We start from the raw sequence: 24,430 nt of genomic DNA, 5'->3' as shown, positions 1-24,430 counted from the left end.
CTCTTCAGTTCCATGTGATGCCCAACTGCTCTGTGGTGGCCGACGACTTTTCGGCGCGCTGGCGTGCGGCTTCTTCGATTGCGAGCGCATCTTGCGATGCGTTCAGTACATGGTCGCGCGTCAGGTAGGGTCCCATCGGGTCGAAGCAACTGACGCGACGTGAATTGAGCTCGAGCCGGTCGGGGACGTGGCGCCACGCCTCTAAAGCACTGCGCAGATCTTCGACACGCCAGAGCGCGACGTGCGAAAAGGCGGGGTCGAACTTGAACATCTGCCCGTACTGCTCGAATCGCAGCAGGGTGCCTGATACGTGGCCGTCGGTCCGGAGCAAATCGGGCAGCCGGACACTGGCATACCAGTCTTCGAACGCTGCTCGCTGCGATTCGGGCACGTTCAACTGCTCGAGGATGAGCGGCTGGTCGTCCGAAGTGAGGTGGGTCGGCTGCAGCGTTCTCGACGCTACCGGATAGTAGTAGCCGTTGATCACGTTCGCTTTGTCGTGCGCATGAGTCACGACCATGCGCCGCGTCCCCATTGCGTCCCGATGCTCACGTGAAAGCAGCACCGGGTCGAAAGTGTCGTAGAGGGTGAAGTAGCGATGGGGCGGTTCTTCGATCTGCACCGGTGAGGCAACGAGACGCTGCACCCGGATCGAACCAGCGAAGCGCATCACGTCGCGGATGTGAACGTTCGTGTACCAGTCGTTGAAATCATCATCGCGATTTTGCACCGGGTTGATTAGAACGGTGAGCACTGCTTGCATGAGTTCTCCTTCAGTTGAGTTCCGAGCCGGCCCGGCCGCGCCACACAAGAGCCTGGAAGCGATCACCTCCGAAGTCGGTTCTGCGGACCACGTTGCCGGTGAATTCCGACCGGCACTGGGCCAGGTGGACGATTGCGGGCACTATCGTCGAGGAGGCGGCAAACTGTTGCATGCGCTCCTCGTCTGGCAATCCTTGGCGCACTTCCTTCGCGCCGGACCGCGCCCGATAGCGGGTCAGCCAATCGGCGTTCTGGCGGCTGCCGTCCGAGAGCAGCGCCATGGGGCGGATTGCGTTGACCGCTATGTTCGACACGAGCAGCTCTTTCGCAAGACCACGTGTGAACTGCTCGATGCCAGCCTTTGCTACGGCGTACGCCACATTGCCCATCGAGTCGTAGCCCGCGTCGCCGCCAGTCGACGACATATTGATGATGCTTCCGCCACCGCTCGCGGCCATGTGTCGCGCGGCGAATCGCGCGCAGAGGAAGCTGCCGTTGATGTGGGTGTCGATTGTTTCGCGCCAACGGTCGAGCTCTATGTCGGTCGCGTCGAAACCGGGGAAATAGAGGCCCGCGTTGTTCATCAGAATATCGAGCCGGCCGAACGTCCTGGCCGCTTGGTCGATCGCGGCCTCCACGGCCAGGGCGTCGCGGACGTCGCAGCTGAGGGCAAGCGCCGTGCCGCCCTCCTGCTCGATCTGCCGCGCGGTTTCCCGCGCGGTACCTGGCCCGTCCTCTTCGCTTCGTCCCGTCAGCGCGACGCGAGCTCCGGCGCGTGCCAGGCCCAGGCTGATGGCGCGTCCGATGCCCTTGCTACCGCCAGTGACGAATGCCACTCTTCCTTGCAGATGGTTATTCATCTACACACTGCCTTCAGACGTCGCAATTTTGATGCTTGCCTCAGACTGGTTCCCACGACAGCCACAGTTCCGAGAGCACCAGTACCATGCTCGAGTTCTGCTGCGGCACGGTACCGGGTTTAACCCGGAACTCGGGCATGCGCTTGAACCACTCTTCCAACCAGACGAGCATCTCCTTCTTGGCGAGGATCGAGCCGGGGCAGCGGTGCGGACCATTGCCGAACGTAGCGTGGGGGATCGGTGCCGGTCGGTCGAAGTCGATCTTCATCGGGTTGGGTACGGTCGCATCGTCCAGGCCGTAGAGATAGCTGAACTGCTGGATCTGGTCGCCTTCTTTGAGTTGCACGCCGAGGAAGTCCATGTCTCGAGTCACCAGCCGAGCGGTCAGCGAGACGCCGTGACGGCGGATCAGCTCTTCTGCCGCGTGGGGGATGATCGATGGATCCTCGCGCAGGCGGCGCTGGAGCTCGGGGTCCTGTGCCAGCGACAGGCAGCAGAAGCCCATCAGGTTCTTCACTGTGTCCAGCCCGCCGGACAGCAGCAGTGTGAGCATGCCGACAGCTACGTCGTGGGGGATCTGCTCGCCATCCACCTTCGAGTTGAGGATCTTGGTGATCAGGTCGTCGCGCGGGTTCTTCTCGCGCTCGGAGACAGCATCCTCGATATAGCTCTTCAGTGCCATGCGTGCATGATGGATTTTTGTGGGATCCGGCGAGCGTGCGATCTCACTGGCGGGCGGCAGGAGGCGTTCCCGGTCTTCCAGCGGAAGATCCATCATGGTCAGGAACACCACGATCGGCAGGACCGAGGTGAACTCCGAGACGAACTCGCACTCGCCCTTGTCCTTGAAGCCCTCGATGAGATCGACGGCGAACTTGCGCACCATGTCCTCGGCGGCCTGTACTACCTTCGGCGAGAAGGCCGGGGAAATCAGGATGCGCCACTTTGCATGCTCAGGCGGGTCCTTTTCCATCGGCGGCGCGGGGAACGGGCGGGGGTTGTTCGGTACCAGGGCCGCGCGCATCGAGAAACTGACGGCGTCATTCTGCACCGCCAAGATGTCCTCGCCGCGGGTGACCATCCAGTACCCGCCGTGACGGGGTGTCCAGAAGATGCGTGGCTTCTCCTGCTGGATTTTTTTCCATGCGGCGTGGGGGCTTTCCTTCGCGCCTGGCAGATTGAAGATGTCCACGTCATAGACCAGCTCCGGCGGTACATGCGCTGGCGGGTCGGTCAGCTCTGGGTACGTCCTGTACAGCGGTTTTTCAGGGGAGGCTGAAGTCATCTGGATACCTCGGTTGGTAATTGTTGTAGTAGGGGGGTTATCCCGTTTTTGTATGGGGTCTCTCGTGGGCGAAACCGCGCGCTCTACGGAAGAATGAGAGCGGCAGCCAGGCAGGGCTGCCGCATGGTCTGGATCAGATCGCGCCTTTGGCCGACAGCGCCTGGATCTGTTCGTCGCTGTAGCCGAGCACCTGGCCAAGCACCTGCTGCGTATGCTGGCCGATGGTCGGCGGAGCAGTGAAAGAATCGACCGGCGTCTTCGACAGTCTCATCGGGCTCTTCACGAGAGGTACCTTGCCGACGGTGGGGTGGGGCACCTCGAAGAACAGTTCTCGGTGTTGCACCTGCGGATCCTCGACCACCTCGTTGGCACGGTAGATCGGTGCGACCACCACGCCTCTGGCGACCAGCTCGTCGAACAGTTCCCGGGTACCGCGCTGCTTGATCTTCTCTTCGAGGATTGACACCAACAGATCCTGGTGAATGACTCGGTCCTTGCGCACGGCAAAGCGCGGATCTTCCTTCAGCTCTTCCAGGCCAAGGGCGTCGCACAGTTTGCGGTAGTGCACTTCGGCGCCGGCCTGGATGTTCAGGTAGCCGTCGGCGCACTCGAACACCTGCGCTGGGCACGAGCCGGGCGACTTGGTCCCGAGGCGTTCGGGGATCTTGCCCTCCAGGGTCCACTCGATGGTGCGGGGCGCCATCGCCGCGATGCCGACATCGAGCAGCGCCAGATCGATGTATTGGCCGCCACCACCGGCATCGCGGTGGCGCAGGGCGGCGAGGATGGCGACGGTGGCATAGAGCCCGGTCATTTCATCGATGATGAATACCCCGACCCGCTGCGGGCCGCCGTCCGGCTCGCCGGTAACCGCCATCATGCCGCTCATCCCCTGGAACGCGGCGTCATAGCCGGGGCGTTTGGCGTAGGGGCCGCTCTGGCCGAAGCCTGTGATCGAGCAGTAGATGAGTTGCGGATTGATCTTCACCAGGCTGTCGTAGTCCAGACCGTAGCGCGCAAGGTCGCCGACCTTGTAGTTCTCGATCAGCACGTCGGACTCGGCTGCCAGGTTGCGGATGATCTCCTGACCTTCCGGCGTGGTGATATCCACGGTGACCGACCGCTTGTTGCGGTTGGAGCACAAGTAGTGACCGGACTCGGGGGTCTGCTGACCGTTCGCATCCACGGCATAGGAAGGGCCATAGCTACGCATGTCGTCGCCGACGCCGGGACGCTCCACCTTGATCACGTCGGCGCCCAAGTCGCCCAGGGTCTGGCCGCACCAGGGAGCAGAAACGATCCGCCCCATTTCCAGTACGCGCAAGCCTGCGAGTGATTTGGACATCATCAACTCCTAGCTAATCAGTACTGGGATGCCGGGATGTGAATCACCAGGCCGTCCATGTCTTCGGAAACCACGACCTGGCAAGACAGGCGGCTGTTAGGGCGAGCATCGACGGCGCACTCGACCATGACCAGCTCTTCATCGGACGGAGATGGAAGTCGATTGGTCCATTCTTCATCTACATAGCAGTGGCAGGTGGCGCAACTCAGGCAGCCACCACACTCAGCGGTCAGGCCTTCGACGCCGCTGGCCAGCGCGGCCTTCATCAGCGAGTCGCCATTCTTTGCATCGACTTCGATGCTCTTGCCGGTGTGTTCAATGAAGGTAATTCGGGCCATTGCTGCCTGCTCCTCGAGTTTTTGTTGGGGCCTGGCGCCACGAACGGGGCGCCAAGGTCTTCTACGGGATTGGCCTCGGGGCTGTGCTGTCCCTGAGGCTTGTGTGGATAATAGTCAACTTATATACCTAAGTTTGTCAACTCGTCGTCACAGTACTCCTGGTTCACTGGGCAGTCCGATGCGAATGCGTCTATCTAGGTGCTTTCATTTCTTAGGTGCGTAGGCCTAGGCAGGTGTGCATGCACACATCTATACTAACTAGGTTAACGACGTTATCTACATACTGGAGGGGCCATGAATTTCTATCCTGGCGACGAGGAGAACCGCTACCGCGACCAGATGCGGGAGCTGGCTGACAGTTATGGCTGGCCGGAAATGAAAGCGCTGCGGGAAGAAATCGAGGGCTTGGCAATCGAGCGTTACTCGATGACCTTCCAGCGCCAATTGGCGGCGCGTGGGCTGATTGGACTCACTTGGCCCAAGCCCTATGGACAGGAAGCCCGGGTCGATCAGCAATTTCTGATGGCTGAGGAGCTGGAGTGCCAGGGCTTCCCCGGGTACGGCTTGACTACGAACCAGCGCGGCGGCGGCATGCTGCTGCGTAGTGGTTCCCCAGAGCAGATCGCTGAGCACTTGCCTCATGTGGTCGACGGCAGCTGGACCTATTGCCAGGGGCTTTCTGAGCCGGGTGCGGGTAGTGACCTGCTGTCGCTGAAAACCCGCGCCGTGCGCGATGGCGACCACTACGTGGTGAACGGGGCGAAGCTCTGGACCTCGTCTGCCCATGTTTCCACTTGGTGCAGCCTGCTGGTACGCACTGATCCCGAGCAGACTCGACACCGTGGCCTGTCTCTTCTGTTGGTCGACCTTAAATCGCCTGGGGTGACCATCCAGCCGGTCTGGGTAATGGGCGGCTGGCGGGTGAATGCGGTGTTCTACGACGATGTCCGAGTGCCCGTCGCCAATCTGGTTGGTGACGAGCACCAGGGATGGCGCGTGATCACCGGTAACCTGGATGAAGAGCGTGCCATGAGTTTCGGCGGTACCGAAACTCGCCTGCTGTGCGCTCGACTCATCCATCGCCTATCAGAGAAGGCCGATGAGTTGAGTGAAAGTGATCTCACAACGCTTGGCCGATTCATCATGGACCTGGAAGCCGATCGGCTTCTCTATCTGCGCGTCGGCCTCTCCGCCGCTCGAGGTGAGGACACGTCCGGTACCGGTCCGATGAGCAAGGTGCACGGCTCCGAGCTCGCCCAGCGCTTCATCGAGTGGGCCAGCGAGCTGCTCGGCCATCAAACGCTCTATCCGGAAGGAGATGACGTGCTCGCTGCAGATCTTGAGCAGCAACTGCGCGTGGCAACGGTCCTGACCGTCATCGGCGGTACCAGTGAAGTACAGCGCAACATCATCGCCAATCGCCAACTCGATCTGCCGAGGAGTAACTGAGCATGTTGGATGAACGTTGGAGCGACGAAGTCGAGGAGATTGGCGATACCCTGCGCAAGGTTCTCGCCAAACAGTGCAGTTCCGAGCAGATTCGTCACGCGGAGGCTACAGAAACCGGGCTTTCGCCGGGCCTGTCCGAGGAGCTGACCGCCTTCGGGCTAGATGATTTGCAGGCCGAGCCCGAGCTCTTTGCCCGAATCGCCTATGAGCTGGGTCGGGCACTAGCGCCGACTGACTATGTCGAGACTATTCCCGTGCTCGCGGTTACCGGTATTGCCGGTGTATCCGTCGGGTTCGATGGACCGGTACCTGCGTCCATCGGGCGGGTTGCAGTCAAGCGCCAGGATGGGGTCTATATCGAGGAAATTGTCGGTGAGCCCAGACGCACCAGTGCTGGCGACATCCTGGTTGAGCATCAAGCTGGACGATCGGCGGGCGAGAAGCTGGGTGATAGCCAGCAGGCGGATCGAATCAGTCGCTATGCGGCACTCATCGACGCCGCTCGGATGACGGGCGCTGGGCAGGCGCTCCTGCAGTACGGGTTGGGATACGCCCGTGAACGCGAACAGTTCGGCAAGATCATCGGGAGTTACCAAGGGGTGGCGAATCGGCTGGCCAATGCCGCAGTGCTACTGGACTCCGCCGAGCTGCTGGTACGCAAGGCAGCCTTTACCTCGGGGCCCGATGTTGGAGGTGACGGCGCACCATCGGCAGAGTTCGCCATTATGGCGCGGGCCAAGGCAATAGACGCTGCTCGACTGGTGGCCACCACTGTCCATCAGGTCTTCGGTGGCAACGGCTTCTCCATGGAGTACGACGTGCAACTCTATAGCCGTCGGCTGCGTAGCTGGGCTAATCGTGGTCATCGCCCCGGCAAGGAGTTGGCAGATCTGGCGCGGGCGATGCTTAATCCGGCCCGCCGCGATGCAGTTCGCGTTCTCTGGCACCACGACATCGGGCTTCCGCTACCGCGTTGGGCGCGTGAAGCGGATGCACTCTGACTGAGCTGATGACTATGACGAGCCAGGGATGCTCGCCGGATGAGAGGGCAGACATCGTCGTCAGCCCTCGTCATTCGTTGGAGCCGCGCCCCGTCCTCGCGCCCATCGCGCTGAGGCGGGTAAGCAACGTATCTTTTACTCCTGGCCGCTATTCCCGATTCCGAGTGGCCTGCCATTTCCTGCTGGCCTGGTCGTTGATGATCCTTATCTCATTGGGTGGCGAACGAGGCTTCGCTGCGCGGGACACCCCCCTCCAGGCATCTTCGCCAGGCATCGCGTGTTGTGCGCCCGGACTGCTCTTCGTCCAGAAGGTGGGAGCGTGCAATCCGGCCTTGGCAACCGGGATGAACCGATAGCGGCGACGTTAGCAAGCAGCAAGCTCGTCCGAGTTCAGGCGCCGGTGGCCACCCAGAGTCCGAGCAGCCAGTTGGCCACTAGGGCAGGGCCGTCGCGTCCTTCGACCTCGACGGTTACCTCGTAGCTGAGCAAATGGAATCCTGGAGCGCGCTCGGTAATCCCCTCGAAGGAGAACCTGCCACGTACGCGGCTATTCACCGGCACTGTGCCCGTAAAACGGACGCGATCGTAGCCATAGTTGACGGCCATCTTCTTGTCAGTGATTGCAGGCATCGCTGTGCGCATCATCAGTGGAAGCAACGACAAGACGAACAATCCATGGGCGATAGTTCCGCCGAATCGTGTATGGGAGGCCCGAATGGGGTCTGTGTGAATGAACGCATCATCCCCCGTGACTTGGGCGAAATCGTCGAGCTTGGCCTGGTCCACGGTGATCCAGTCGGATGTGCCCCGCAATTGGCCCTGCAGCGTGCGCAGTTCGTCAAAAGTGATGATCTTGCGTTCTGCCGCTGGGCGAGGATCGCCTGCCATGGTTTATTGCTCCATCTCAGTGGGGGGGATGTATAGGCCTAGGTAACGATGTCGTGTCGAGGGGTGCGCTCCTCCGTCGAGACATTACGTGACCCAGAAGCACCGACGAACAGCGGAGCTGTTCGCCTTTCTCCGTCAAGCCCTCACAGCAATCGCTACGAGCCAGTCGTCGCGACTGCTGCGAGCTATTCACTCCAAGTCAGCGTCCGGCCCGAGTGGCGCCGGCCGCTCCCAGTGCTCCCAGAATGGCATTGACCTCCATGACATGCTCGGCGGTCTTGATCAGCCGATCGATGTCAGTGGGTGACGGTTGCAGGAAGGACGAGGGAGCCCAGGACCCATCCGCGGCTTGCCGAGCCTCGAACCAATTGACCATTCGAGTGAGGTGCGCAGTCCAATCGCGTCTGATATCCACCGCGGCCAGTGCTGCGGCGCCCCAGCCAAACTTACAGAGCTGCACCGAACCCAGGTCGTTAAACTGCTCTGGGGTTCCAGAAAGATTCTTCGCTAGCAGGTCAGATGCCAGGTTAAGCGGCTGCTTTAGGCCGTTTCGCTGTGCATAGGCTGAAAGGAAGACGGCTGCCATGCCTGGCGTGTAATACGTCTGACGCGCCCGATTGAAGTCGGTGATTGCCAACCATTCCAGTTCCTTGGATGGTTGCTCCAGAAGTTTGCGCCCGTGACGGAAGGTGTAAAGGCGATTCCCTGCATTGGCTGGTTGCAGCTCAAGGAGATCGGTGACCCACCGATACACACCGTCGGCGATGTCGTCCTGGCCCGTAATGACCGCAGCTTGGCCCACCTGGGCGGTGGAAAGCAGGTCATAGAAATCCGTACTCCTATCCTGGGGCGGTGCAATAGGGAACCCACCTGTGTTGGGGTCCTGGATTTGGCGCAAGGCCCCCATCACAGCAGTGGCGACATCAAATCGCTCGGTGAACCAAGCCCCAATCGCGAAGTGAGCGAGGGGGTAGGCCAGGAATCGTCCCGTGCCCAATGCGGGGCCGGGAGCGAAGCTTCCGTCCAGAGTGAGCTGTGTCCTCTCGGCCCAGGCCACTACCTGAGCTGCGGCACTGGCCTCGCCAGAAACAGCGAGAGCCCATGGTACCCGCGCCCATCCGTTGCGTTCGTCAGCTCCTACAGGTTTTCCCGAGGAGTCGACACGGTCAAGGATCCAGCGCACACCCCGATCTCGTGATGCGCGAATGCGGGAAATGTTGTCGGAGAGGTCAGTGCGTTCTACTGCGCCGAAACCTGTCATTTCAATCAACTCTCGCGCGAAGTGGGTGTGAAAGTGGCTGGCATGCTGGATACCCCGGCCGTATTGGCAAAGGAGGGGTAGTAACGCAACCGATCCCGGTCAATTTTGTAATCCGGCATGCGGTTGATGACCGCCCGAACCATCAGTCGAATCTCTACCCTGGCCAAGGGGGCTCCCAGGCAACGATGCTCGCCGCCACCGAAGGAGAAGTGGTCTTTGCCATTGGGTCGATCAAGCCTCACCTCGGCAGGGCACTCGAACACCGCAGGGTCACGGTTGGCTGCCGCCCACGACAGGAGAATACGGTCGCCTTTCTTCAATAGTTGGCCATGGAGCTCCATGTCGTGGGCCACGGTGCGGGCTGTGCCATGGTTCGGCGGGTTTAGACGCAGAGTTTCTTCGACTACACGATCAAGCAGCGCATCGTCGGCAAGCAATTGCGAGTAGAGTTCGCGGTTGTCCTCTAACCAGAGCAGCACGTTCAGGGTTGCCGCCATCACTGTACCGAAACCGCCGAATACAACGGCGGAAAGCATGCCTACTTGCACTTCATCCGTCAGAGGCTCACCCATGGCAGTTTTGGTAGCAAGTGCGCTGATGATGTCCTTGCGCGGATTCTGTTTCCGCTCAGCGAGTAACTCTCGCATTTTCATTTGGACGTTACGGATCTCGTTGATGGGGTAGTCCGGATGATCAGTTGGCAGAATGGAAGACTTGTGGGCGGCGAGCATAAATTCTTCCCAGCGCTCAGGATCAATCCCCACCAATTCCATCGTCGTCTTGGCTGCAACACGCATGGCGAAATCGTAGGCGAAGTCCAATTCACCCAGATGAATCACTCGATCCAGTGCCTCTTCGACGTTGCGTTTGGCCACTTCAGCAAGCTGACGCACAGCAACCGGGGCGAAGTAGGGCGCTTCAATCATGCGACGAGCCGGGTGGATGGGCGGATCGGACTCCGATAGGGCAAGGGTGTAGGGCAGCTCGGGAATCAGAATTCCCTTGGCCCAGGGCTTGTCGGGAGAGTTGTGGGCGGAGGAAAAGCTGTCCGGATTTGCGGCCGCATGTGCGACGTCTTCGTGTTTGCTCAGGATCCAGTAGCCGCCATGGGCTTCCGACCAGGCCACCGGACAATGCGTGGCGCGTTCTTCGGCCTTTTTATCCCAGTCGTCGCGGTAGCTAGGGGTATGATGATCAAAATCAATAATAACTTTTTTAGACATTGTTAGTTACCTTGTAAGATTTGTCTTGGACTCGTCGATGATGTAGGTCTTCATGGAACTTCTATCCATAAACTTATCCTCATCGACAGCAAGAAACTGGCCTTCGGAGGAGTGGGCGAACTTCAGCGTTTCTGAGAGCCCCTCAGCATCATCGAACCAAAACTCCGTAACACAGTCGTAAACCGGTTCATCTTGGCCTGGAAAGGCTTGCAGGTAGTTTCTGCAGTAATTACGGAGGTAAGGGAGCGTCGAAGCAGCAAGTGGTGCATGATTGGACTCGTAGTAGCTCCTGAACTCCTCGAAGCTTAACGATTGCTTTCGTTTCACTAGAAGAATCAGCTTGACCATAGCCTTATTCACTTTGTTGGGCGAGGCGATCAAGTATTGGGATGATGGCTTCGCAGAAACGAACTGGATCGTCCGAGGGTGCAAAATGGCCAAGTCCGGGAAGTACAATGTGCTCTACGCCAGGAATATGTCGCGCGACAGCAGCACCGCCGTTCTCAGGGTAAAGTTGACTGCCGTCAAATTCACCGGTGACAACGAGTACCGGGGTCTTTGTCGTGTCAATCAGGTGGCCGTCTTCACGAAGATCGTGTTGATTCATGAAGTAATCGTTGTCACCCGCATACACCCCGGGGAAGTTCGAACGATAAACCCAATAAACTTCCTGGGCGGATGCCTCGGGCGCCCCTGGAGCGGTTGCTGCCAGAATTCGCGAGGCGAAGAAGTCCGTTGAAGTAGTTGGCTTACGATGGAGGTCATTGTTGTAGTGGCCGCGAGAGCGGATCTCATACCAGCCATTCAGCGCAACAAATGCCCGATAGTGATCTGCATGGTGTGCTGCGAGGTCCAGCGCGAGCTGCCCGCCCACAGAGCAACCAAGATAGATCGGCTTATCCAGCTGCAGGGCCTTGACGATGGCGGTGCTCCAGTCGAGTAGTTCGACCTTGGTCGGTCGGTATGCTTCTTCCCACCAGCGGGATCCGATGGGCGGCAAAGACTTACCATGAGAGGGCAAATCCCAAGCAATCATCCGAAAGCGTCGTTGCAATTCTGGGTTCGCGAGCATGTGGCGATACTGGCGGCTATCGGCACCGGCAGTGTGTTGAAGCACCAGTGTGATCGGGCCATGGCCAGCTTCTTCGTAGTAAACGCGGGCTTTTGCTTCACCGCTCTGGACGAAGACATATCGGCCGATTGCGCAATCTGTTTCCCAGTACGGCTCCAACTCTTCAGTCGGAAGTGGAAGTGCATCGGCAACGGCCTTGCGCAGGACGAGGAACAGGCGTTGAAGTGCCCCTTGGTAAGGGGCAAGAAGTTGCTCGAAATCCCCCTCGACAACCACACCGTGCATCTGTCCTACCGAAAGGCTTTCAAAACCAACCTCTGGATGGGCCACTAGTGCGCGCTCCCAGAAGCTGTCTGGGCCAGAGATAGTGATATCGGCTTTCGCCCCTGCGGCGGTAGCGAGGGAAAGCTCTCCATTTTCAACGGAGAGTTCGAAGGTAAATTCACCCAGGGCAAGACGGATCAGCGCGGTCAGTTCACGCAGCTTGTACCGTAACTCGGCATCCGATTGGGCAATCGAAATAAAGTGATCTTTATTTATTTTCATGTGTGCCTCAGCAGTATGAAAAATAAAACTTGTTGTTGTGGGAGGTCATTAGTTGGCTTCTGTTGCTAAGAAGACCTTGGTCTGTTCTCGGTCCACAAAGTTAACTTCATCCTCCGCCAGAACCGCGCCTTCCGATGAGCGTCCAAATTCGAGGGAGGCTTTCAAGGATTGCTGGTCCTCAAACCACAGTTCGGTAATGCAGTCGAACGGCGGCTCGGGCTGGCCAGGAAAAGCGGCTAAGTAGTTTCGGGTGTAGTCGGACATGTGCACCAAGACCCTTCGGGCAAGAGGTGCATGCACGCGTTCGTAGTATTCTTTGAACTCGGCCTGAGTCAGGCCCGGCTTCCGTTTGATCAGCATGATGATCTTTGGCATGTTCTACTCTCTCGGCAGACGTGAAGTCTTGGACAAGCCGTTAGTTATGGCCAAGAACAGGGTGGGGCTTGTAAGGCTCTTCCAGTTTTTTGACTTCTTCGTCACTGAGAATCACGTCCAAGGACTCCACTGCCTGATCCAGTTGTTCGAGCTTCGTTGCGCCGATAATGGGTGAGGTAACGGCTGCACGGGACGCAACCCACGCCAGAGCTACTTTCATCGGCGGAAGGTCTTTCGCGGCTGCAATTTCGCTGAGTCGCTGCTGAACCTCGAAATCATCTTCTCGGAAATAAAGATGGCGGGCGAATGCATCGCTTTTGGCGCGAGCGGTGTTTCCGCTGCCTTCCTTGTTACGGTTACCTGCAAGAAAACCGCGAGCCAACGGCGACCATGGTATTACACCGATGCCTTGATCCAGGCAGAGCGGTAGCATTTCGCGTTCTTCTTCGCGATACACCAAATTGTACTGAGGCTGCATGGACGAGAACTTGGTGAAGCCATTTCGCTCTTGGATACCTAGCGCTTTTGCGAACTGCCATGTATGCATGGACGAGGCTCCAAGGTGGAGCACTTTTCCTGCTCGTACCAAATCATTGAGCGCCTCTGCCGTCTCTTCGAAGGGAGTTTCATAATCCCATCGATGGAGCTGATAAAGGTCGATGTAGTCCGTTCCCAGTCTTTTAAGGCTGGCATCAACCGCGTTCATAATATGCTTGCGGGACGCGCCACGTTCGTTCTGGCCGGGGCCGGTGGTACCGAAAAACTTGGTGGCAATGACTACCTCTTCCCGGCGCGAGTATTCCCTAATTGCTTTGCCGAGCACGATTTCGCTCGCACCCTCGGAATAGGCGTCTGCGGTATCAAAAAAATTGATGCCATGTTCAAAGGCTCTTTTGAAAAAGGGAAGGCTGTGCTCTTCATCCAGAGTCCAATCTGAGTGAGTTTGACCTTTTCCGTAGCTCATGCAGCCCAGGCAGAGTTTCGAAACCTTGAGTCCAGTTTTTCCAATTCGTACGTACTTCATTGTTTGCTCACCCAGTTAGCAAGTCTGGTGTCCACGGTATCCAAGGCGTTAATTACCTCGGCGCTTCTTTTGCTCGAGAAATCACGAATTTTGGGATCGGTGATGATCAGGAACTCACCGTTCAATATTCCGGCGAGGCAGAGGGCTGCGGTGACGTCAGGACTCTGGCCTTGCGCCATTGCTGCGCTCGCTCGTGCGGCATATTCTTGGGGCATCGCGGACTCGCCACCGTATCTCGCCTGGCGTGTACGTCGGGCGTCATAGAGCTTGGTATCGACCACTCCAGGGCAGAAAATCGAGACTTTCACTCCAGTTTCAGAGAGATCTCGGCGCAATGTGTCGGCCAAGGCCAGGCTTGCGTGCTTGGTTAGGGTGTATGCGCTGCATGGTCCCGTTTTTGGTACGCCCAACGAGTTTTCGGAGCCGGTGATAATGAAGTGAGCAGCCTCGTTTGCTTCAGCCGACTTGATTAGTATCGGTACAAAAACTTGGATAGTGGAAAATACGCCTCGGACGTTTACGTCCAATAACCAATCGAATTCAGCGGGTGCTGTACTCAGAATCGATCCGGCGATGGCGACTCCGGCGTTCGCGAATACGTGATTGATTTTCCCGAAGTCTTTGAGCACATTCTTGGCGAGTTCTTCGACTTGCGAGCGTTCGGTGACGTCACACTGATAAGCGCGCGCTTTTTCACCCAGGCTACTAGCCAGCTCGGTGGCTTGGGATAGGTTCACATCGGCAATCGCTACCGAAGCACCGGATTCCAAAAGTGCGATAGCAAGTGACTTTCCTATGCCATTAGCTCCGCCGGTTATCACTGCGACAGTATTATTGAAGTTATTCATTGCTGGTCGTCTCCGTTGTTGTTCGTATGGGCGACACGCGGTCAGGTCTAAAGAATTGAAATACCTTGAGGGACGGAGCTCCAGAACTCGCCGTCATGGCCATAGAAGATTCGCGCTCCTTTCTCTTGCATTGACTTCAGCCTTCTCAAAGTCTCTAGACTTTGTGCTTTGTCATAGACGTGGCTGGGGAGTCGCATCTCATCTAGGGAGCGCTTTAGGTAGCAGCAGTCCGCGGTAAGAACGACGTCGCCTTTAGGCAGTTTGATTCGCGCGCACTGGTGGCCGGGGGTGTGCCCATAACTGGGGAGGATGGTCACGGTCCCATCGTCGAAGAGGTCGTACTCACCACTTATCTGAAGTACAGGGTGACCAGTGTCGTAGTCTTTTCGGTTGTAAAGATTGCTGTCTTCTGAGTTTCTAGCCGCAGACATTTCCGGGCGCTGAACAATAATGGTGGCGTTGGGGATGGAGGCGTTACCGCCGCAATGATCTGCATGAAAGTGCGAATTGATGATCCAGTTAACGCGGGCCGGATCGATTTCCATCGCGCGAAGCCGCGCAGCAATGTCCGCACTCTCGTCAAATTCATATCCCGTCTGGTCCGGCCCCAGCTGGAACCCCTTTTCGCGCATGAATCGCCTGCCTAGGCCGGTATCGAACAAGGCCAGGCCTTTGGGGTGCTCAATCAGGTAGGCAGGAACGGGTGACCTCACCACCTCTTTCTCGCCACCTTCAAGAAAGAACCCCATGGGCGCCTGGAACCAGCCACAGGTGAATGCGAACAGACGTACCATTTCTACCCTCCTTTTTGAAGAGTAGTATATTAACGTCTGGCGAAGGTTCACAAGCTAGCTCGTGCACATTGGTCGAAATTGGGACGAATCAGCAGCAGCCGAAGCCTCGCTGCAACGGAAAAATTGTTGCTGATCAGGTGCATAGCGTCCGCCCTGCACGGCTCTGCAGAGCGGTAAGCGGATATTTCGCGAGGCGAGAAAACAGCAGGCCCGAAGCCAGTAGGGAGGCTTCAGGTCGGGCTGGAGGGGCGGGGATGCTAGCGAAGCGAGATGAAGCTATCTCGACGTTACAGTTCCGACAGGATCTTCACGAATGTCTCGGCAAGGGGGTTGCTTCCGAGGTGTCGCCGAGCATGGTCGCTGTTGGTATGAGGAATGGATTCTAGGGCCGTGCGCACGCAGGCCGCCTCTTCCACTGAAAGTCCGGTGCGCCGTAAATAGCGGGTGCTTGCCAGAATCATCTGGGCGGGATCTGGGCGAACGACTCTCAGGCCACTTGCCCCCCCTCTACCCATCTCTACAACCCCTAGGCGCTCAAGTGAACGTATGGCCTCCCGAATGACTGCACGTCCAACGTCGAAGCGCTCCATCAATTCCGCTTCCGACCCCAAAAGCATGCCAATCGGCCAGTCGCTTTCGAGAATCTGCTGGCGCAGCTTTCGAGCTATTTGTTCCGCTTTCTTGGGCGGCCGGCCGGCAGGGAAGAGTTGGTCTGCGCGTTCCACTGCACCCTCTCGGCTGGATACGCCGCCTGTCACTGCAGAGTGTCGGAACACATCTTCGAAGTGTTCAAGGAACTCGTCTTCCCATGCCAGGGCTTGCTCCCAGTTGCCGTCGATCAATGCTTCTGCAGTCTTCCTGGTCGAGCGCGCCATTGCCCCCATTAGACCTCGGAAGGTTTCATCATCTAAGGACGAGTACCAAGATGCGTGTATGAGCGCCTGGCCAATAGCATGAACAAACAGGCTTAGCGCAGAGTTCCCCGCGAGATCCAAAAGCGTACGACGGACGTCTGCTGTGGCAGCAAGCATTTCCGAGCTGAATTGATCTCCGATGGCCTGGACTGATCGATGAAGCCGTATGCGGGTGACGTCGTCCATGCGCGCGGCGGCCTGGTTGATCATCACACTTTCCAGGGCCTTCCGTACGGCGCGAATCTCGGACGGCGTTGAGCCCAGAAACTCGAGATAGTTGCTCAGTCCGTTACGGACTGCGTCAAAAAGCGTGGAGGCGACAAACAGACCGCCGTTACGCCCGCGGCGTGACTCGACCATCCCCATTTGCTCCAGCAGTACAACCGCCTCACGAAAACTCCAGCGGCTCACGTCTGCCGCAGCTGCAAGGTCAGCCTCGCGTCCAAGGGAAAAGCCCACAGGCCAAGCTTCGACAACGATCCGGTCCTCAATGACCCTGGCGATTCGCTCGGCCAGCTTCATTTTGCTTGCTGGTTCGGTAGGGGTCCGACCACTGAGTTCGAGGTAGCTGAGTAGAGGGCTGCTCGCCATGTGCGGTCTCGTTCATCGTCGCTTTGGGGATGGGGGCTGCCAATTATGAGGGGAGGAGGGGCGATGGGTCGATCCCCAGAGGCAGCAGTCACCGCTCGAAGGGTATTACATTTAAATTTGAAAGGTATTATATTTTTAGCGGGCTTCGCTCCCTGAATCGACTGCAACCGATGAGAACAACCATGACAATGAATCCTCGCTCGCACCTCGATGTGGACCTCCTGAATTCCGCAACCTTTGTGGATGGGCCGCCGCATGAGATCTTTGACCTGCTGAGAAATGAAGAGCCTGTTTACGGTCAACCCAATCCGATGGGGGGAACGGCGTGGTCTCTAACTCGCTTCGCCGACATCCGTGCCGTGGGCACAGATACTGAGCGCTTTACTTCTGCCGAAGGTATGCACTACCCCAACCTTCGTGATCACGCGAAGCACAAGTGCGACAACATCATGTTCAACGACCCGCCCACCCACACGCGGTTGCGCACCTTCGCCGCCAAGGCGTTCTCGGCTCCGGTGGTGGCCAAGTTCGAGGGCTGGGTTCGTGAGCTGTGCGTACAGATCGTCGATGACGTGCTTCAGCAGGATCGGGTCGACATCATTCCAGCCATTGCGTCAGAGCTGCCCGGCCAGGTCATCGCCAAAGTTATGGGGGTGCCGGATCATGAACGGCCGCTGATCATCAAGTGGGCGAATGACATCTTTGGTCGCCTGGACCCCTCGATTGGTATGGAGAGGTCGATCGCCGCAGTGAAGGAGTGTGAGGAGTACGCGTTCGTTCTTCGGGATCGGAAACTGAAAGAGCCCGGTACCGACATGGCGACCGAACTGGCGCATGCGTCACGCGGCGGGATGGGGATTACCGATGGCGAGTACAAGGAAATGGTCAGTTCGCTGATAATCGCCGGTTACGAAACAACGCATACGCTGATCGCACAGTCCCTCGTGCTCATGGCTCGCGATCCTAACGTTCGCCGACAAGTCGAAACCACGCTGCCCGGCCAAATGGGCCCCGTGGTAGAAGAGCTGCTCCGTTACACCTGCCCGGTGATGCACATGGGACGGACTGCGAAGGTGGACTTCGAGCTACACGGTAAGCAGATTTCGGCGGGTGACTTTGTGCTCATGTGGTTCAGTGCTGCTAACCGTGATCCGGCGGTTTTCGAGAACCCGCACCTCTTCAACGCTGCCCGGCCTCGTATTGGTCATGCCAGCTTTGGAGGTGGTGGTCCGCACCTGTGCATGGGCGCCCACCTGGCCAGACTGGAGGGCCAAATTCTGCTGGAGGAGATGAACAAGAGGAATCTTCGTTTGGAGCTGGATGGCGAGCCGGAGCGTTCCGTCGGGGTATTTATCAATGCCCTGAGAAAGGTGCCGATGCGAGTGCTCAAGTGAGACTACATTAGGTGACCGTTCAGTCCTGGCTCCAGTGACGGTAAGTGGTGTGAGGTCTGTTGCCGCGACTTCACGCCGCTGCTCCTGAAACCTGTCGCCAGGCTTCAAATTGCGTTCGAGCGAGCTACCGGAATAAGGGGGCGGTCAGTGTTAGAAAGGAGCCTGGCTCCATCAGTGGCCGATCGGAAGGCGATAGGGCGCAACGATGTCAACAGCTCCCAAATCGAACCCAAGGGCTTCCTGATCTACTGCGCGATTGCTACATCTTTTCGCCAGGTGTGCGGTTTCGGGGGTAGAGCCGCGCGGGAAGCGCTGGCCGTCCTTTTCGAAGAGTCTGTGGTAGGGATGGCAAAGCATGGGGTTGAAGCATCTGCTTTCCATGGCCTCGTAAGCTGCGCTCAGGGCCAAGCCGGGGATTTGTTCGCGCAGCGACTCGAAGATCCGAAGCCCCTCACGATCTAGGTCCCCCCAGAAAAAAGTCGGAAGCTGATCCATAGCCGATTTAAGGTTGATTGCATCGCCATACGCTGGACAGGCGACAACGTGATTGGCCGCAAGCCGTGCACCGAAGTTCTCCATGGTGAGACCGTAGCCATAGGCGGCGATGCCTACCGCTTCCTGCGCATGCGGGGAGCGGGCGAAGGCGGTAAAGCTCCTGATGTTTTCGATCAGCACGACGGCCTTTGGTTGGGACGGTCCTGCAGTCAGTACGTAGAGTTCGCCGGCCAGTTCCTCGCCACCGGTTTCGCCCAGGCTACGCATGCCTCGTCGCAGATTCTTAAGCGCCTTGGCTGATCCAAGAATGTGGGCTGCCGAGGTGAAAATGGGATCCTGATTGAGTGCCCCATCTTGCCTGCATTGCAAGAGGCCCCGCACAACATTCGCCATGTCATCAGCGGAGAGCCCGTCGAACAAGTGCGCGTGGTCGAGCAGAGCGGCGAGTGAGGGGACTTCTGCGAGGTCCTGGTGGTGCTTGAGCACTTCCGCAAGCTGGTGGGCTACGGGATCTACAAAGGCGTCAGGCTCGCCCGTCCAAGCGACCATCTTCAATGGCTCTCCGGACCGGGCGATACCGCGCACTTTCCCGCTGCTGGCGAGTGCTGCCAGCGCGTCCCTCACCTCCAGGCGTGCCAGGCCCGTTCGGGATGCAATACGCTCGATGAGCCGGGTAGGGCGGAGTGTTTTGCCTCCGGTCATGAGACGGAGTAGGGCGACCTCAACCTTCCTTACGCTGTCCATCGGCGTTACCTAGCAGTCGATCAGCATGGAATTCCACTGCTTTCACTTCACCCTCTTCGTAGGGCGCGCCCTGGTGTGCATCTGACTCTTCTGCAACGAGCACGAAGCCCCAAGCGCCGCCGGCACGGCGAAGCGCACAATAGGAAGGGAACAGGTTGGGATCGTTCTCGTACAGTTCGTTATGGATCCAGCCGATCAACTGGAAAGATCCTTTGAGCGTTCGAATGACAGAGAGGGAGTGACGGATCATGCGTTTGTCACTCAGGTTCGAGAACAAGCCATCGATCATCACCACACGGGTTGCCGATGGCTTGATGCGGCGCCTGCTATCGAGGCTTCCGGCATCGGCCAGGGCGTCGCGATGAAGGGCAAAATCCGCCAGTTTGGTCATGATGAGAAGGGCCAATGCGTTGCCTTGTCCGGTGGACAGGCTGGGGGTGAGCCGAACTGGCCGTCCGCCGGCAATCTCCGGATGCTGGAAGGTTACAGTCGGGCCTGAGGCATTGCTGTCGGGTGGGGCTCGGAATACGGTTCGGTAGAAGGTCGAACGGACTTCCTGCTTCAGCTGTTCCTCAAATTCAGCGTCACTACCCTTAATCTTGCCGGCGGCTTTGTCTTCATCGCGGCGTCTCTGCTGAAGGTCAATCACCTTGATAACCGCGTCGATTTCGTTTCGCACTGCATGACGATCGATAAGCTCGCCCGCGATCCTAAGTCCGGCTGCACCCTCGGAGTCGCGACGACCAAGCGCGGTTTTGAGCAGCTTGAAATTGTCTTCCAAGCTGTCGGTAAAACCGGAGATGGATTCGACTAGACGTTCGCGCGCCTTCTGCAGGTCTGTTTCGCTTCGCTTCTGGAGATCCTCGGCTTGAAGCAAGTAGTGCTCAAAGTGTCGGTGTAGTTTCTTCACTTTGATCACTACCGCCGATTGATCCCCTCCGGCTACCAGATCATCTTCTTCCGCACGGGTCAGCTGGCCGTCGTGCTCCTTGCGAATACGGTCCAGTTCGCGGACGAGGTCGTTGAAGTCACGCGCCATCGTGTCGCCCAAGCTTTTGAGCTGAGATTGGTTCGACTTGAGCGGGAACTCGTCGACGTTGGATGCGAGATCCCCGAGCAATTCAGACAATCCCTCCGACCCATTGGCATCGGACCGATCGCGAAGCTCATCGAGCAATGCCATTGCCGCGCGCAGATGCTGGCTTGGGGGCGACGCTGTTGAAATCGACGCGGGAGGGAGGGCAAGACTGAGTTCTTGCACCACGCGCCACTGTTTGAGAATTTCAATCACGGCGTGATCTATGGCCGATGCGGCGGCGTTGAGCGGGCCTACACGCTGCTGCTCGTGATGCAGAAACTGAGAGTCATCCTGGATAGTCCTTTCAAGCCGATCGAGCTCCTGGCGAAGTACGTCACGCTGTTTGAGCAACTTAGTACGTTCGCTTGGATCGCGTTCGGCATCTGCGGCTTGTTGCGCGAGCGAGAAATCGAACTTCGTGCGTGCTCGGGCGCGTTGCTCTTGGGCGAGCAGCTCTTTGAGCCGTGGCTCATACGTGGCGTCGAAGCGCGGGCCATCTTCCGAGAGGAATCTTGTCGCCCTGACTAGCACGGGGTGCCAGTTTGCCGATTGAAGCTGTGCCGTATGATGACGTTCGCGAGCTTCGCTGTTGGCTGCTGTGGCGGCAATCTGACTTTGCTTGGCTTCACCTGCAGCGATAGCACTGCGCTGTTTGGTGCTACGCGCAGCGTCAATCTCTTGGGCGATGCTGTTGGCGATCGCCCAGCCGCCAAGTTTTTCGAAGTCCTCGGCGGCTTGAATGAGCGGCTGGCACTTGAAGCGCTGCAGGAGACGTGGAAGTTCGGCCGCGATCTGTGCCAGCGCCTCGTCAGTGGCCGCCATCTGTTGTGTGAGTTCAGCGTATCCCTCTTCCCCGCCTCGATCCTGGAAACGGATCATTGCCTGGATTAGGTCAAGGCTTGGGCGGGATGCGCGGTCCTCGAGCCTAGGTAGCTGCTCAAGCACTTTGGTTAGCTGAGCGCTCAAATCTGTTTCGATGCAGCTTTGCCGTTCAAGCTCATGTACTCCGCCCGCTTCGAGAAACGCGACAGCTTGGCGAATGAAGGACATCACTGCGTCGCTGCGGTGCTCCTTGAGTATCCGGAGCTGTTCCTCTATGGCGGTCAATTGCACCTGAGCACCCCACAGGGCCGACCGTGCTTGCTGCTGTACCGCATCACAGGCGAGTCTCACTAATTCGCTGGTGGCGGATTCAGGCACGAGGTCGTTGTACTCGCGCTCGAGCTGATCGACTTTCGGCAGAAGCGCCTCGAGCTTCGCGGCCAGACTTGCCTTCAGTTCGAGAAACTTCTCTGGGTCGATCAAGGCCTGTACTTGAAGTGTTACCACGCCCACCAGGAAGGAGTAGGCCAACTGGTTCTGCGAGCCCAGCTCACCTTCGCGACAGAATCCTTCCAACTCTGGGCGAAGGAACAGCGGCGCCTCGATACCTGCTCGATCAAGCGCTTCCAAAGCTTCCTGGGCCATTTGAAGGTCAGCCAGCACGGGAAGGTGCAGAACATGAGAGAAGTGCGTAAGCAGTAAGCTGCGTCGTTGAGTTGGAAGTTGAAGTGCGTCGATGACCTCATGGACCCGTGGGTGTGATGCCCCCACTTGAGTGTGCACTTGTCGTGCGAGCCTGCCTGCCGTCGCGCGGGCGCCCTCAAGCTCTTCACGTTGCTGACGGAGTTCACTGAGTTGCGTACTCAGCTCATCGCGCTCCCGTCCACACTCGGGTAAGCGGAGGGATCGGGCAGCGGCGATGGCCAACGCGTCACGGTCTCGACCGAATCTGGCCTCAAACGCATCTAGTGCCTCACAGAACGGGGTGAGCTGCTTGATCGTTCCCTCGACCTGCGTTTTCTCGCGTGTCTGGATGGCAACTTGATCGGCGAGCTCGCGTTCTAGCGTGGTGACATTGATCGAGAGGCCGAAGCGCTGATGGACGGTCTTGAGTGCCGTCTGGTGGGACCTGAGTATGGCCAATCCTTCGCATGTTGCCGCAAGGTCCTGCTTCAGACGCCGTTCCTCTTCCTGTTTCTCGGCCAGTTCCCGCGTCACTGTTGCCTCCAGCTGACCAGGGGAGGCCTCACCAAACTTGTCTCGGTAAAGGGCGGCGCTGGGCAGCAGGTCCTCGAGCTCTCGACATCTGGACCCCAATTGCTGCCGCGCGGATTGCAAGGCAGCGTGACGCTCCTGCGCCTGCGTCAGTTCCGCTTGGACCTGGTTCTGAAGCCCGTCGAGCGGCTCGCCGGGGAAGACCGCCTCAAAGTCCCGTACCTTGGGAACCAGCGAGGCGATTTCAACGCCCAGACGCTCCAGCGTTAATACGGCGTTGTCAGCGTCCTGTGCTTCTGTCTGGGCTTGCGCGGCAGCCTCTTCTGCGGCGACCAACTCGTTCTGGGCGTGGGTTTCATCCGTGGCAGCCGCCTCGAGAGCGTCGGATAACTCTTGCTGCGCCGCGGTTGGCGTGAGTGCAGGAAACTCGGCGCAGGCTTGCTGGTAGGCTGTGCGGAACTCGTTCAGGGCCGTTTGGCGTACGCGGTGCTGAAGGCAATCGTTCTCCGCGCATTCCGCTTGTTTCTCCGCAGTTGCCCCAGTCGCGGCAGGTGCCGCCAACTCCTCATCCGTGAACAAGGTGCTTTGCCGCATTGCTGACAGCACATACTCGGCGGCCTCAATACCCTCCAGGCGGTTTACCAGATCAGTGTGTTCGCTTTGTTTGGATTGTCGCAGTTGGGTGTTGCTGCGGATTCTTTCCCGCAGCGATTCCAACTCGCGTGCGAGTCGCCTAGAGGCCACTCTGGAAGGATTGGGATCGCCCGCATTCTCATGCCATTCAAACGCACAGTGAAGGGCAAGTGAGGCATCATCAGTATTCCACTGTTCGGCAAATCGCGTACGCCTGTCGGTCAGGGCAAGGGCCGCTTCAAGGGCGTAGCCGCTGTTAGCGGTACCTCCGCCTTGGGCGCGCTCCAGTGCACCGAGGCGGGTAGGTTTCTCAAGGACTTGTCCCGGTATGAGCTTGGTAGACTTGATACCGCGCTGCTGTGCATCTCGATTAATTTCCTTCGCCTCACAGCCCAGTATCTGTGCAATGACTCGGTCGGGCACCAGCCATTCGCCGCTCTGACAAACCATCTGATTTGCGATTAGCGTCGTGTGCTGCCCTTGATCGCGCATTGGCCGTGGAATGCCGGGGAGCGGCTGCTGCTCTACGATGTCGCGTAGGAAATCGATCTCGGCGATTGTTTGCCCGACGATGCGATTGATGTCGGCCTGCGTAGTCAGGTAGCGGTCGGCCTTTTCGTTTGCCGCCGACAGCCCATTGAACACCTTCTGAGCCGCCTGAACCGCCTTGAGGTGATCTTCGAACTTGCGCTGAGCCATCAGCACGGGACGCGCACTGGCGAGCAAGGTATCTTCGAATCGATACTCGCCATCCTCGCCGTAGACATCCATGCAATTGACCAGTACCTCAGGGGCGATATGTGCGTAGAAGAACGCCGAGTCGTAGTCTTCGCCGCTGTCGCGCTTCACTTTGAAGAAGTTCTCCGCACCGTCGCCACCGCCTGCCTTCTGGTAGAGCAGTAGTTGGTGGATCAGGCTGGGATCGAAATGACGATGGACCTGACGTTTCCAGTCCGGTATCGATAGGCCCTGGGCCAGGCCGGCACGTTCTTTCAGCGTGGCTTGGAACTCACTGTTCGGGACCATCTGTTTGCGATGGCCATCAATGAGGGCGACGGGACAATCTTCGAGGTGGCCCCGATAAAGGTAAAAACGGAGCTCGTCGTCTGAGAATCCATAGAGGCCCAACACGTATGCCTCGCCGCGCACTTCCGAACCAAGCAGCCCGGGTTGGAGGATATCAGTCGTATCCTGGTACAGGACCTCCAGGCGCACATGACTCCACAATCCCCGGCGCTTGGGAGCCGCCCGATCACGGGTGTCGGCTACACATTTCCGATCCCGGCTGAGGAGGGCATAGATTGCTTTGTTGATAGTGGACTTGCCGAGGCCGTTGGTTGCCACCACTGCGCAACTCAATCCGCGTAGGTTGATGACCACGTGCCGCCAGTTGGGTTTCCACTCGGCTTCTGATGGGCGCCGATTCTCCAGGTTGAGGAAGTTGCTGACCTCAATGCGATTGATGACCGACAT

At 58.4% G+C, this 24,430-nt stretch carries 20 protein-coding genes; 3 read left to right on the top strand and 17 right to left on the bottom strand.

All coding sequences use genetic code 11. From position 1 onward, the window contains the following. Positions 1-4: 4 nt before the first annotated feature. From E8E95_RS00595 to E8E95_RS00575, 5 genes are all read right to left on the bottom strand, one after another. Positions 5-763, bottom strand: coding sequence for a hypothetical protein (locus E8E95_RS00595; protein WP_280347310.1), 759 nt, complete (start codon positions 761-763; stop codon positions 5-7). 10 nt (positions 764-773) lie between these two features. Beyond that, positions 774-1,622: an SDR family oxidoreductase gene (locus E8E95_RS00590; protein ID WP_280347308.1), complete on the bottom strand. Its 849-nt coding sequence runs from the start codon at positions 1,620-1,622 to the stop codon at positions 774-776. A 40-nt stretch (positions 1,623-1,662) separates the two neighbouring features. Beyond that, complete coding sequence (locus E8E95_RS00585; protein WP_280347306.1) at positions 1,663-2,907, bottom strand: cytochrome P450; 1,245 nt, start codon at positions 2,905-2,907, stop codon at positions 1,663-1,665. Positions 2,908-3,040: 133 nt separating this feature from the next. Further along, positions 3,041-4,252: a CaiB/BaiF CoA-transferase family protein gene (locus E8E95_RS00580; RefSeq protein WP_280347304.1), complete on the bottom strand. Its 1,212-nt coding sequence runs from the start codon at positions 4,250-4,252 to the stop codon at positions 3,041-3,043. A 17-nt stretch (positions 4,253-4,269) separates the two neighbouring features. Further along, positions 4,270-4,590: a 2Fe-2S iron-sulfur cluster-binding protein gene (locus E8E95_RS00575; RefSeq protein WP_280347302.1), complete on the bottom strand. Its 321-nt coding sequence runs from the start codon at positions 4,588-4,590 to the stop codon at positions 4,270-4,272. A gap of 294 nt (positions 4,591-4,884) precedes the next feature. On the opposite strand from E8E95_RS00575, the gene E8E95_RS00570 reads away from it, so the two are divergent. Continuing rightward, positions 4,885-6,039 (top strand): acyl-CoA dehydrogenase family protein, encoded by a 1,155-nt coding sequence (locus E8E95_RS00570; protein WP_280347300.1) that lies wholly within the window; start codon positions 4,885-4,887, stop codon positions 6,037-6,039. A gap of 2 nt (positions 6,040-6,041) precedes the next feature. After that, positions 6,042-7,040 carry an acyl-CoA dehydrogenase family protein gene (locus tag E8E95_RS00565; RefSeq protein WP_280347298.1) on the top strand — a complete coding sequence of 333 codons (999 nt, stop codon included), beginning with the start codon at positions 6,042-6,044 and terminating at the stop codon, positions 7,038-7,040. Between the two features lie 390 nt (positions 7,041-7,430). Here the strand turns inward: E8E95_RS00565 and E8E95_RS00560 are convergent, their stop codons facing one another. The 10 genes from E8E95_RS00560 to E8E95_RS00515 all read right to left on the bottom strand — a co-directional run bounded on the left by E8E95_RS00560 (position 7,431) and on the right by E8E95_RS00515 (position 16,507). Then, positions 7,431-7,928, bottom strand: a complete 498-nt coding sequence (locus E8E95_RS00560; protein ID WP_280347296.1) for a MaoC family dehydratase — start codon at positions 7,926-7,928, stop codon at positions 7,431-7,433. Between the two features lie 199 nt (positions 7,929-8,127). Continuing rightward, positions 8,128-9,189 (bottom strand): hypothetical protein, encoded by a 1,062-nt coding sequence (locus E8E95_RS00555; protein WP_280347294.1) that lies wholly within the window; start codon positions 9,187-9,189, stop codon positions 8,128-8,130. Between the two features lie 5 nt (positions 9,190-9,194). Further along, the gene (locus E8E95_RS00550) at positions 9,195-10,412 is read right to left on the bottom strand and encodes a cytochrome P450 (RefSeq protein WP_280347291.1); all 1,218 of its coding nucleotides are present in this window, start codon (positions 10,410-10,412) and stop codon (positions 9,195-9,197) included. A 6-nt stretch (positions 10,413-10,418) separates the two neighbouring features. Continuing rightward, complete coding sequence (locus tag E8E95_RS00545) at positions 10,419-10,760, bottom strand: EthD domain-containing protein (RefSeq protein ID WP_280347289.1); 342 nt, start codon at positions 10,758-10,760, stop codon at positions 10,419-10,421. 4 nt (positions 10,761-10,764) lie between these two features. Further along, the gene (locus E8E95_RS00540) at positions 10,765-12,030 is read right to left on the bottom strand and encodes an alpha/beta fold hydrolase (RefSeq protein ID WP_280347287.1); all 1,266 of its coding nucleotides are present in this window, start codon (positions 12,028-12,030) and stop codon (positions 10,765-10,767) included. Between the two features lie 48 nt (positions 12,031-12,078). Beyond that, positions 12,079-12,405: an EthD domain-containing protein gene (locus tag E8E95_RS00535; protein WP_280347285.1), complete on the bottom strand. Its 327-nt coding sequence runs from the start codon at positions 12,403-12,405 to the stop codon at positions 12,079-12,081. 40 nt (positions 12,406-12,445) lie between these two features. After that, complete coding sequence (locus tag E8E95_RS00530; protein WP_280347283.1) at positions 12,446-13,429, bottom strand: aldo/keto reductase; 984 nt, start codon at positions 13,427-13,429, stop codon at positions 12,446-12,448. Continuing rightward, complete coding sequence (locus tag E8E95_RS00525; RefSeq protein ID WP_280347281.1) at positions 13,426-14,277, bottom strand: SDR family NAD(P)-dependent oxidoreductase; 852 nt, start codon at positions 14,275-14,277, stop codon at positions 13,426-13,428. Before E8E95_RS00525 ends, E8E95_RS00530 begins: the two co-directional genes overlap by 4 nt. Before the next feature lie 47 nt (positions 14,278-14,324). After that, positions 14,325-15,071, bottom strand: coding sequence for an N-acyl homoserine lactonase family protein (locus E8E95_RS00520; RefSeq protein WP_280347279.1), 747 nt, complete (start codon positions 15,069-15,071; stop codon positions 14,325-14,327). Between the two features lie 287 nt (positions 15,072-15,358). Further along, a complete protein-coding gene (locus tag E8E95_RS00515; protein ID WP_280347276.1) occupies positions 15,359-16,507 on the bottom strand; it encodes a GntR family transcriptional regulator in 1,149 nt (382 codons plus the stop codon). 251 nt (positions 16,508-16,758) lie between these two features. Here E8E95_RS00515 and E8E95_RS00510 point away from each other — a divergent pair, with 251 nt between their 5' ends. Next, entirely contained in the window at positions 16,759-17,970 is a 1,212-nt protein-coding gene (locus E8E95_RS00510; RefSeq protein WP_280347274.1) for a cytochrome P450, read from the top strand. Positions 17,971-18,141: 171 nt separating this feature from the next. On the opposite strand, the gene E8E95_RS00505 is transcribed toward E8E95_RS00510, so the two are convergent. Together E8E95_RS00505 and E8E95_RS00500 are read right to left on the bottom strand one after the other, a co-directional pair. Next, positions 18,142-19,014: a Wadjet anti-phage system protein JetD domain-containing protein gene (locus E8E95_RS00505; protein WP_280347436.1), complete on the bottom strand. Its 873-nt coding sequence runs from the start codon at positions 19,012-19,014 to the stop codon at positions 18,142-18,144. A 172-nt stretch (positions 19,015-19,186) separates the two neighbouring features. Then, on the bottom strand, positions 19,187-24,430 hold the full coding sequence (locus E8E95_RS00500) for a hypothetical protein (protein WP_280347272.1): 5,244 nt from the start codon (positions 24,428-24,430) through the stop codon (positions 19,187-19,189).

Source organism: Pseudomonas sp. BN414 (assembly GCF_029871275.1).
Taxonomy (GTDB): Bacteria; Pseudomonadota; Gammaproteobacteria; order Pseudomonadales; family Pseudomonadaceae; genus Metapseudomonas; species Metapseudomonas resinovorans_C.
Note: the sequence above shows the minus strand (reverse complement) of the source record. Positions and strands in the feature narration are given on the sequence as shown.

Coding starts and splice junctions, on each gene's coding strand:
- E8E95_RS00550 (WP_280347291.1), bottom strand. CDS start 10,412: ATGTCTAAAAAAGTTATTATTGATTTTGATCATCATACCCCTAGCTAC.
- E8E95_RS00520 (WP_280347279.1), bottom strand. CDS start 15,071: ATGGTACGTCTGTTCGCATTCACCTGTGGCTGGTTCCAGGCGCCCATG.
- E8E95_RS00530 (WP_280347283.1), bottom strand. CDS start 13,429: ATGAAGTACGTACGAATTGGAAAAACTGGACTCAAGGTTTCGAAACTC.
- E8E95_RS00590 (WP_280347308.1), bottom strand. CDS start 1,622: ATGAATAACCATCTGCAAGGAAGAGTGGCATTCGTCACTGGCGGTAGC.
- E8E95_RS00560 (WP_280347296.1), bottom strand. CDS start 7,928: ATGGCAGGCGATCCTCGCCCAGCGGCAGAACGCAAGATCATCACTTTT.
- E8E95_RS00505 (WP_280347436.1), bottom strand. CDS start 19,014: ATGGTCGCTTGGACGGGCGAGCCTGACGCCTTTGTAGATCCCGTAGCC.
- E8E95_RS00515 (WP_280347276.1), bottom strand. CDS start 16,507: ATGAAGCTGGCCGAGCGAATCGCCAGGGTCATTGAGGACCGGATCGTT.
- E8E95_RS00555 (WP_280347294.1), bottom strand. CDS start 9,189: ATGACAGGTTTCGGCGCAGTAGAACGCACTGACCTCTCCGACAACATT.
- E8E95_RS00500 (WP_280347272.1), bottom strand. CDS start 24,430: ATGTCGGTCATCAATCGCATTGAGGTCAGCAACTTCCTCAACCTGGAG.
- E8E95_RS00535 (WP_280347285.1), bottom strand. CDS start 12,405: ATGCCAAAGATCATCATGCTGATCAAACGGAAGCCGGGCCTGACTCAG.
- E8E95_RS00540 (WP_280347287.1), bottom strand. CDS start 12,030: ATGAAAATAAATAAAGATCACTTTATTTCGATTGCCCAATCGGATGCC.
- E8E95_RS00565 (WP_280347298.1), top strand. CDS start 6,042: ATGTTGGATGAACGTTGGAGCGACGAAGTCGAGGAGATTGGCGATACC.
- E8E95_RS00570 (WP_280347300.1), top strand. CDS start 4,885: ATGAATTTCTATCCTGGCGACGAGGAGAACCGCTACCGCGACCAGATG.
- E8E95_RS00585 (WP_280347306.1), bottom strand. CDS start 2,907: ATGACTTCAGCCTCCCCTGAAAAACCGCTGTACAGGACGTACCCAGAG.
- E8E95_RS00580 (WP_280347304.1), bottom strand. CDS start 4,252: ATGTCCAAATCACTCGCAGGCTTGCGCGTACTGGAAATGGGGCGGATC.
- E8E95_RS00575 (WP_280347302.1), bottom strand. CDS start 4,590: ATGGCCCGAATTACCTTCATTGAACACACCGGCAAGAGCATCGAAGTC.
- E8E95_RS00525 (WP_280347281.1), bottom strand. CDS start 14,277: ATGAATAACTTCAATAATACTGTCGCAGTGATAACCGGCGGAGCTAAT.
- E8E95_RS00510 (WP_280347274.1), top strand. CDS start 16,759: ATGACAATGAATCCTCGCTCGCACCTCGATGTGGACCTCCTGAATTCC.
- E8E95_RS00545 (WP_280347289.1), bottom strand. CDS start 10,760: ATGGTCAAGCTGATTCTTCTAGTGAAACGAAAGCAATCGTTAAGCTTC.
- E8E95_RS00595 (WP_280347310.1), bottom strand. CDS start 763: ATGCAAGCAGTGCTCACCGTTCTAATCAACCCGGTGCAAAATCGCGAT.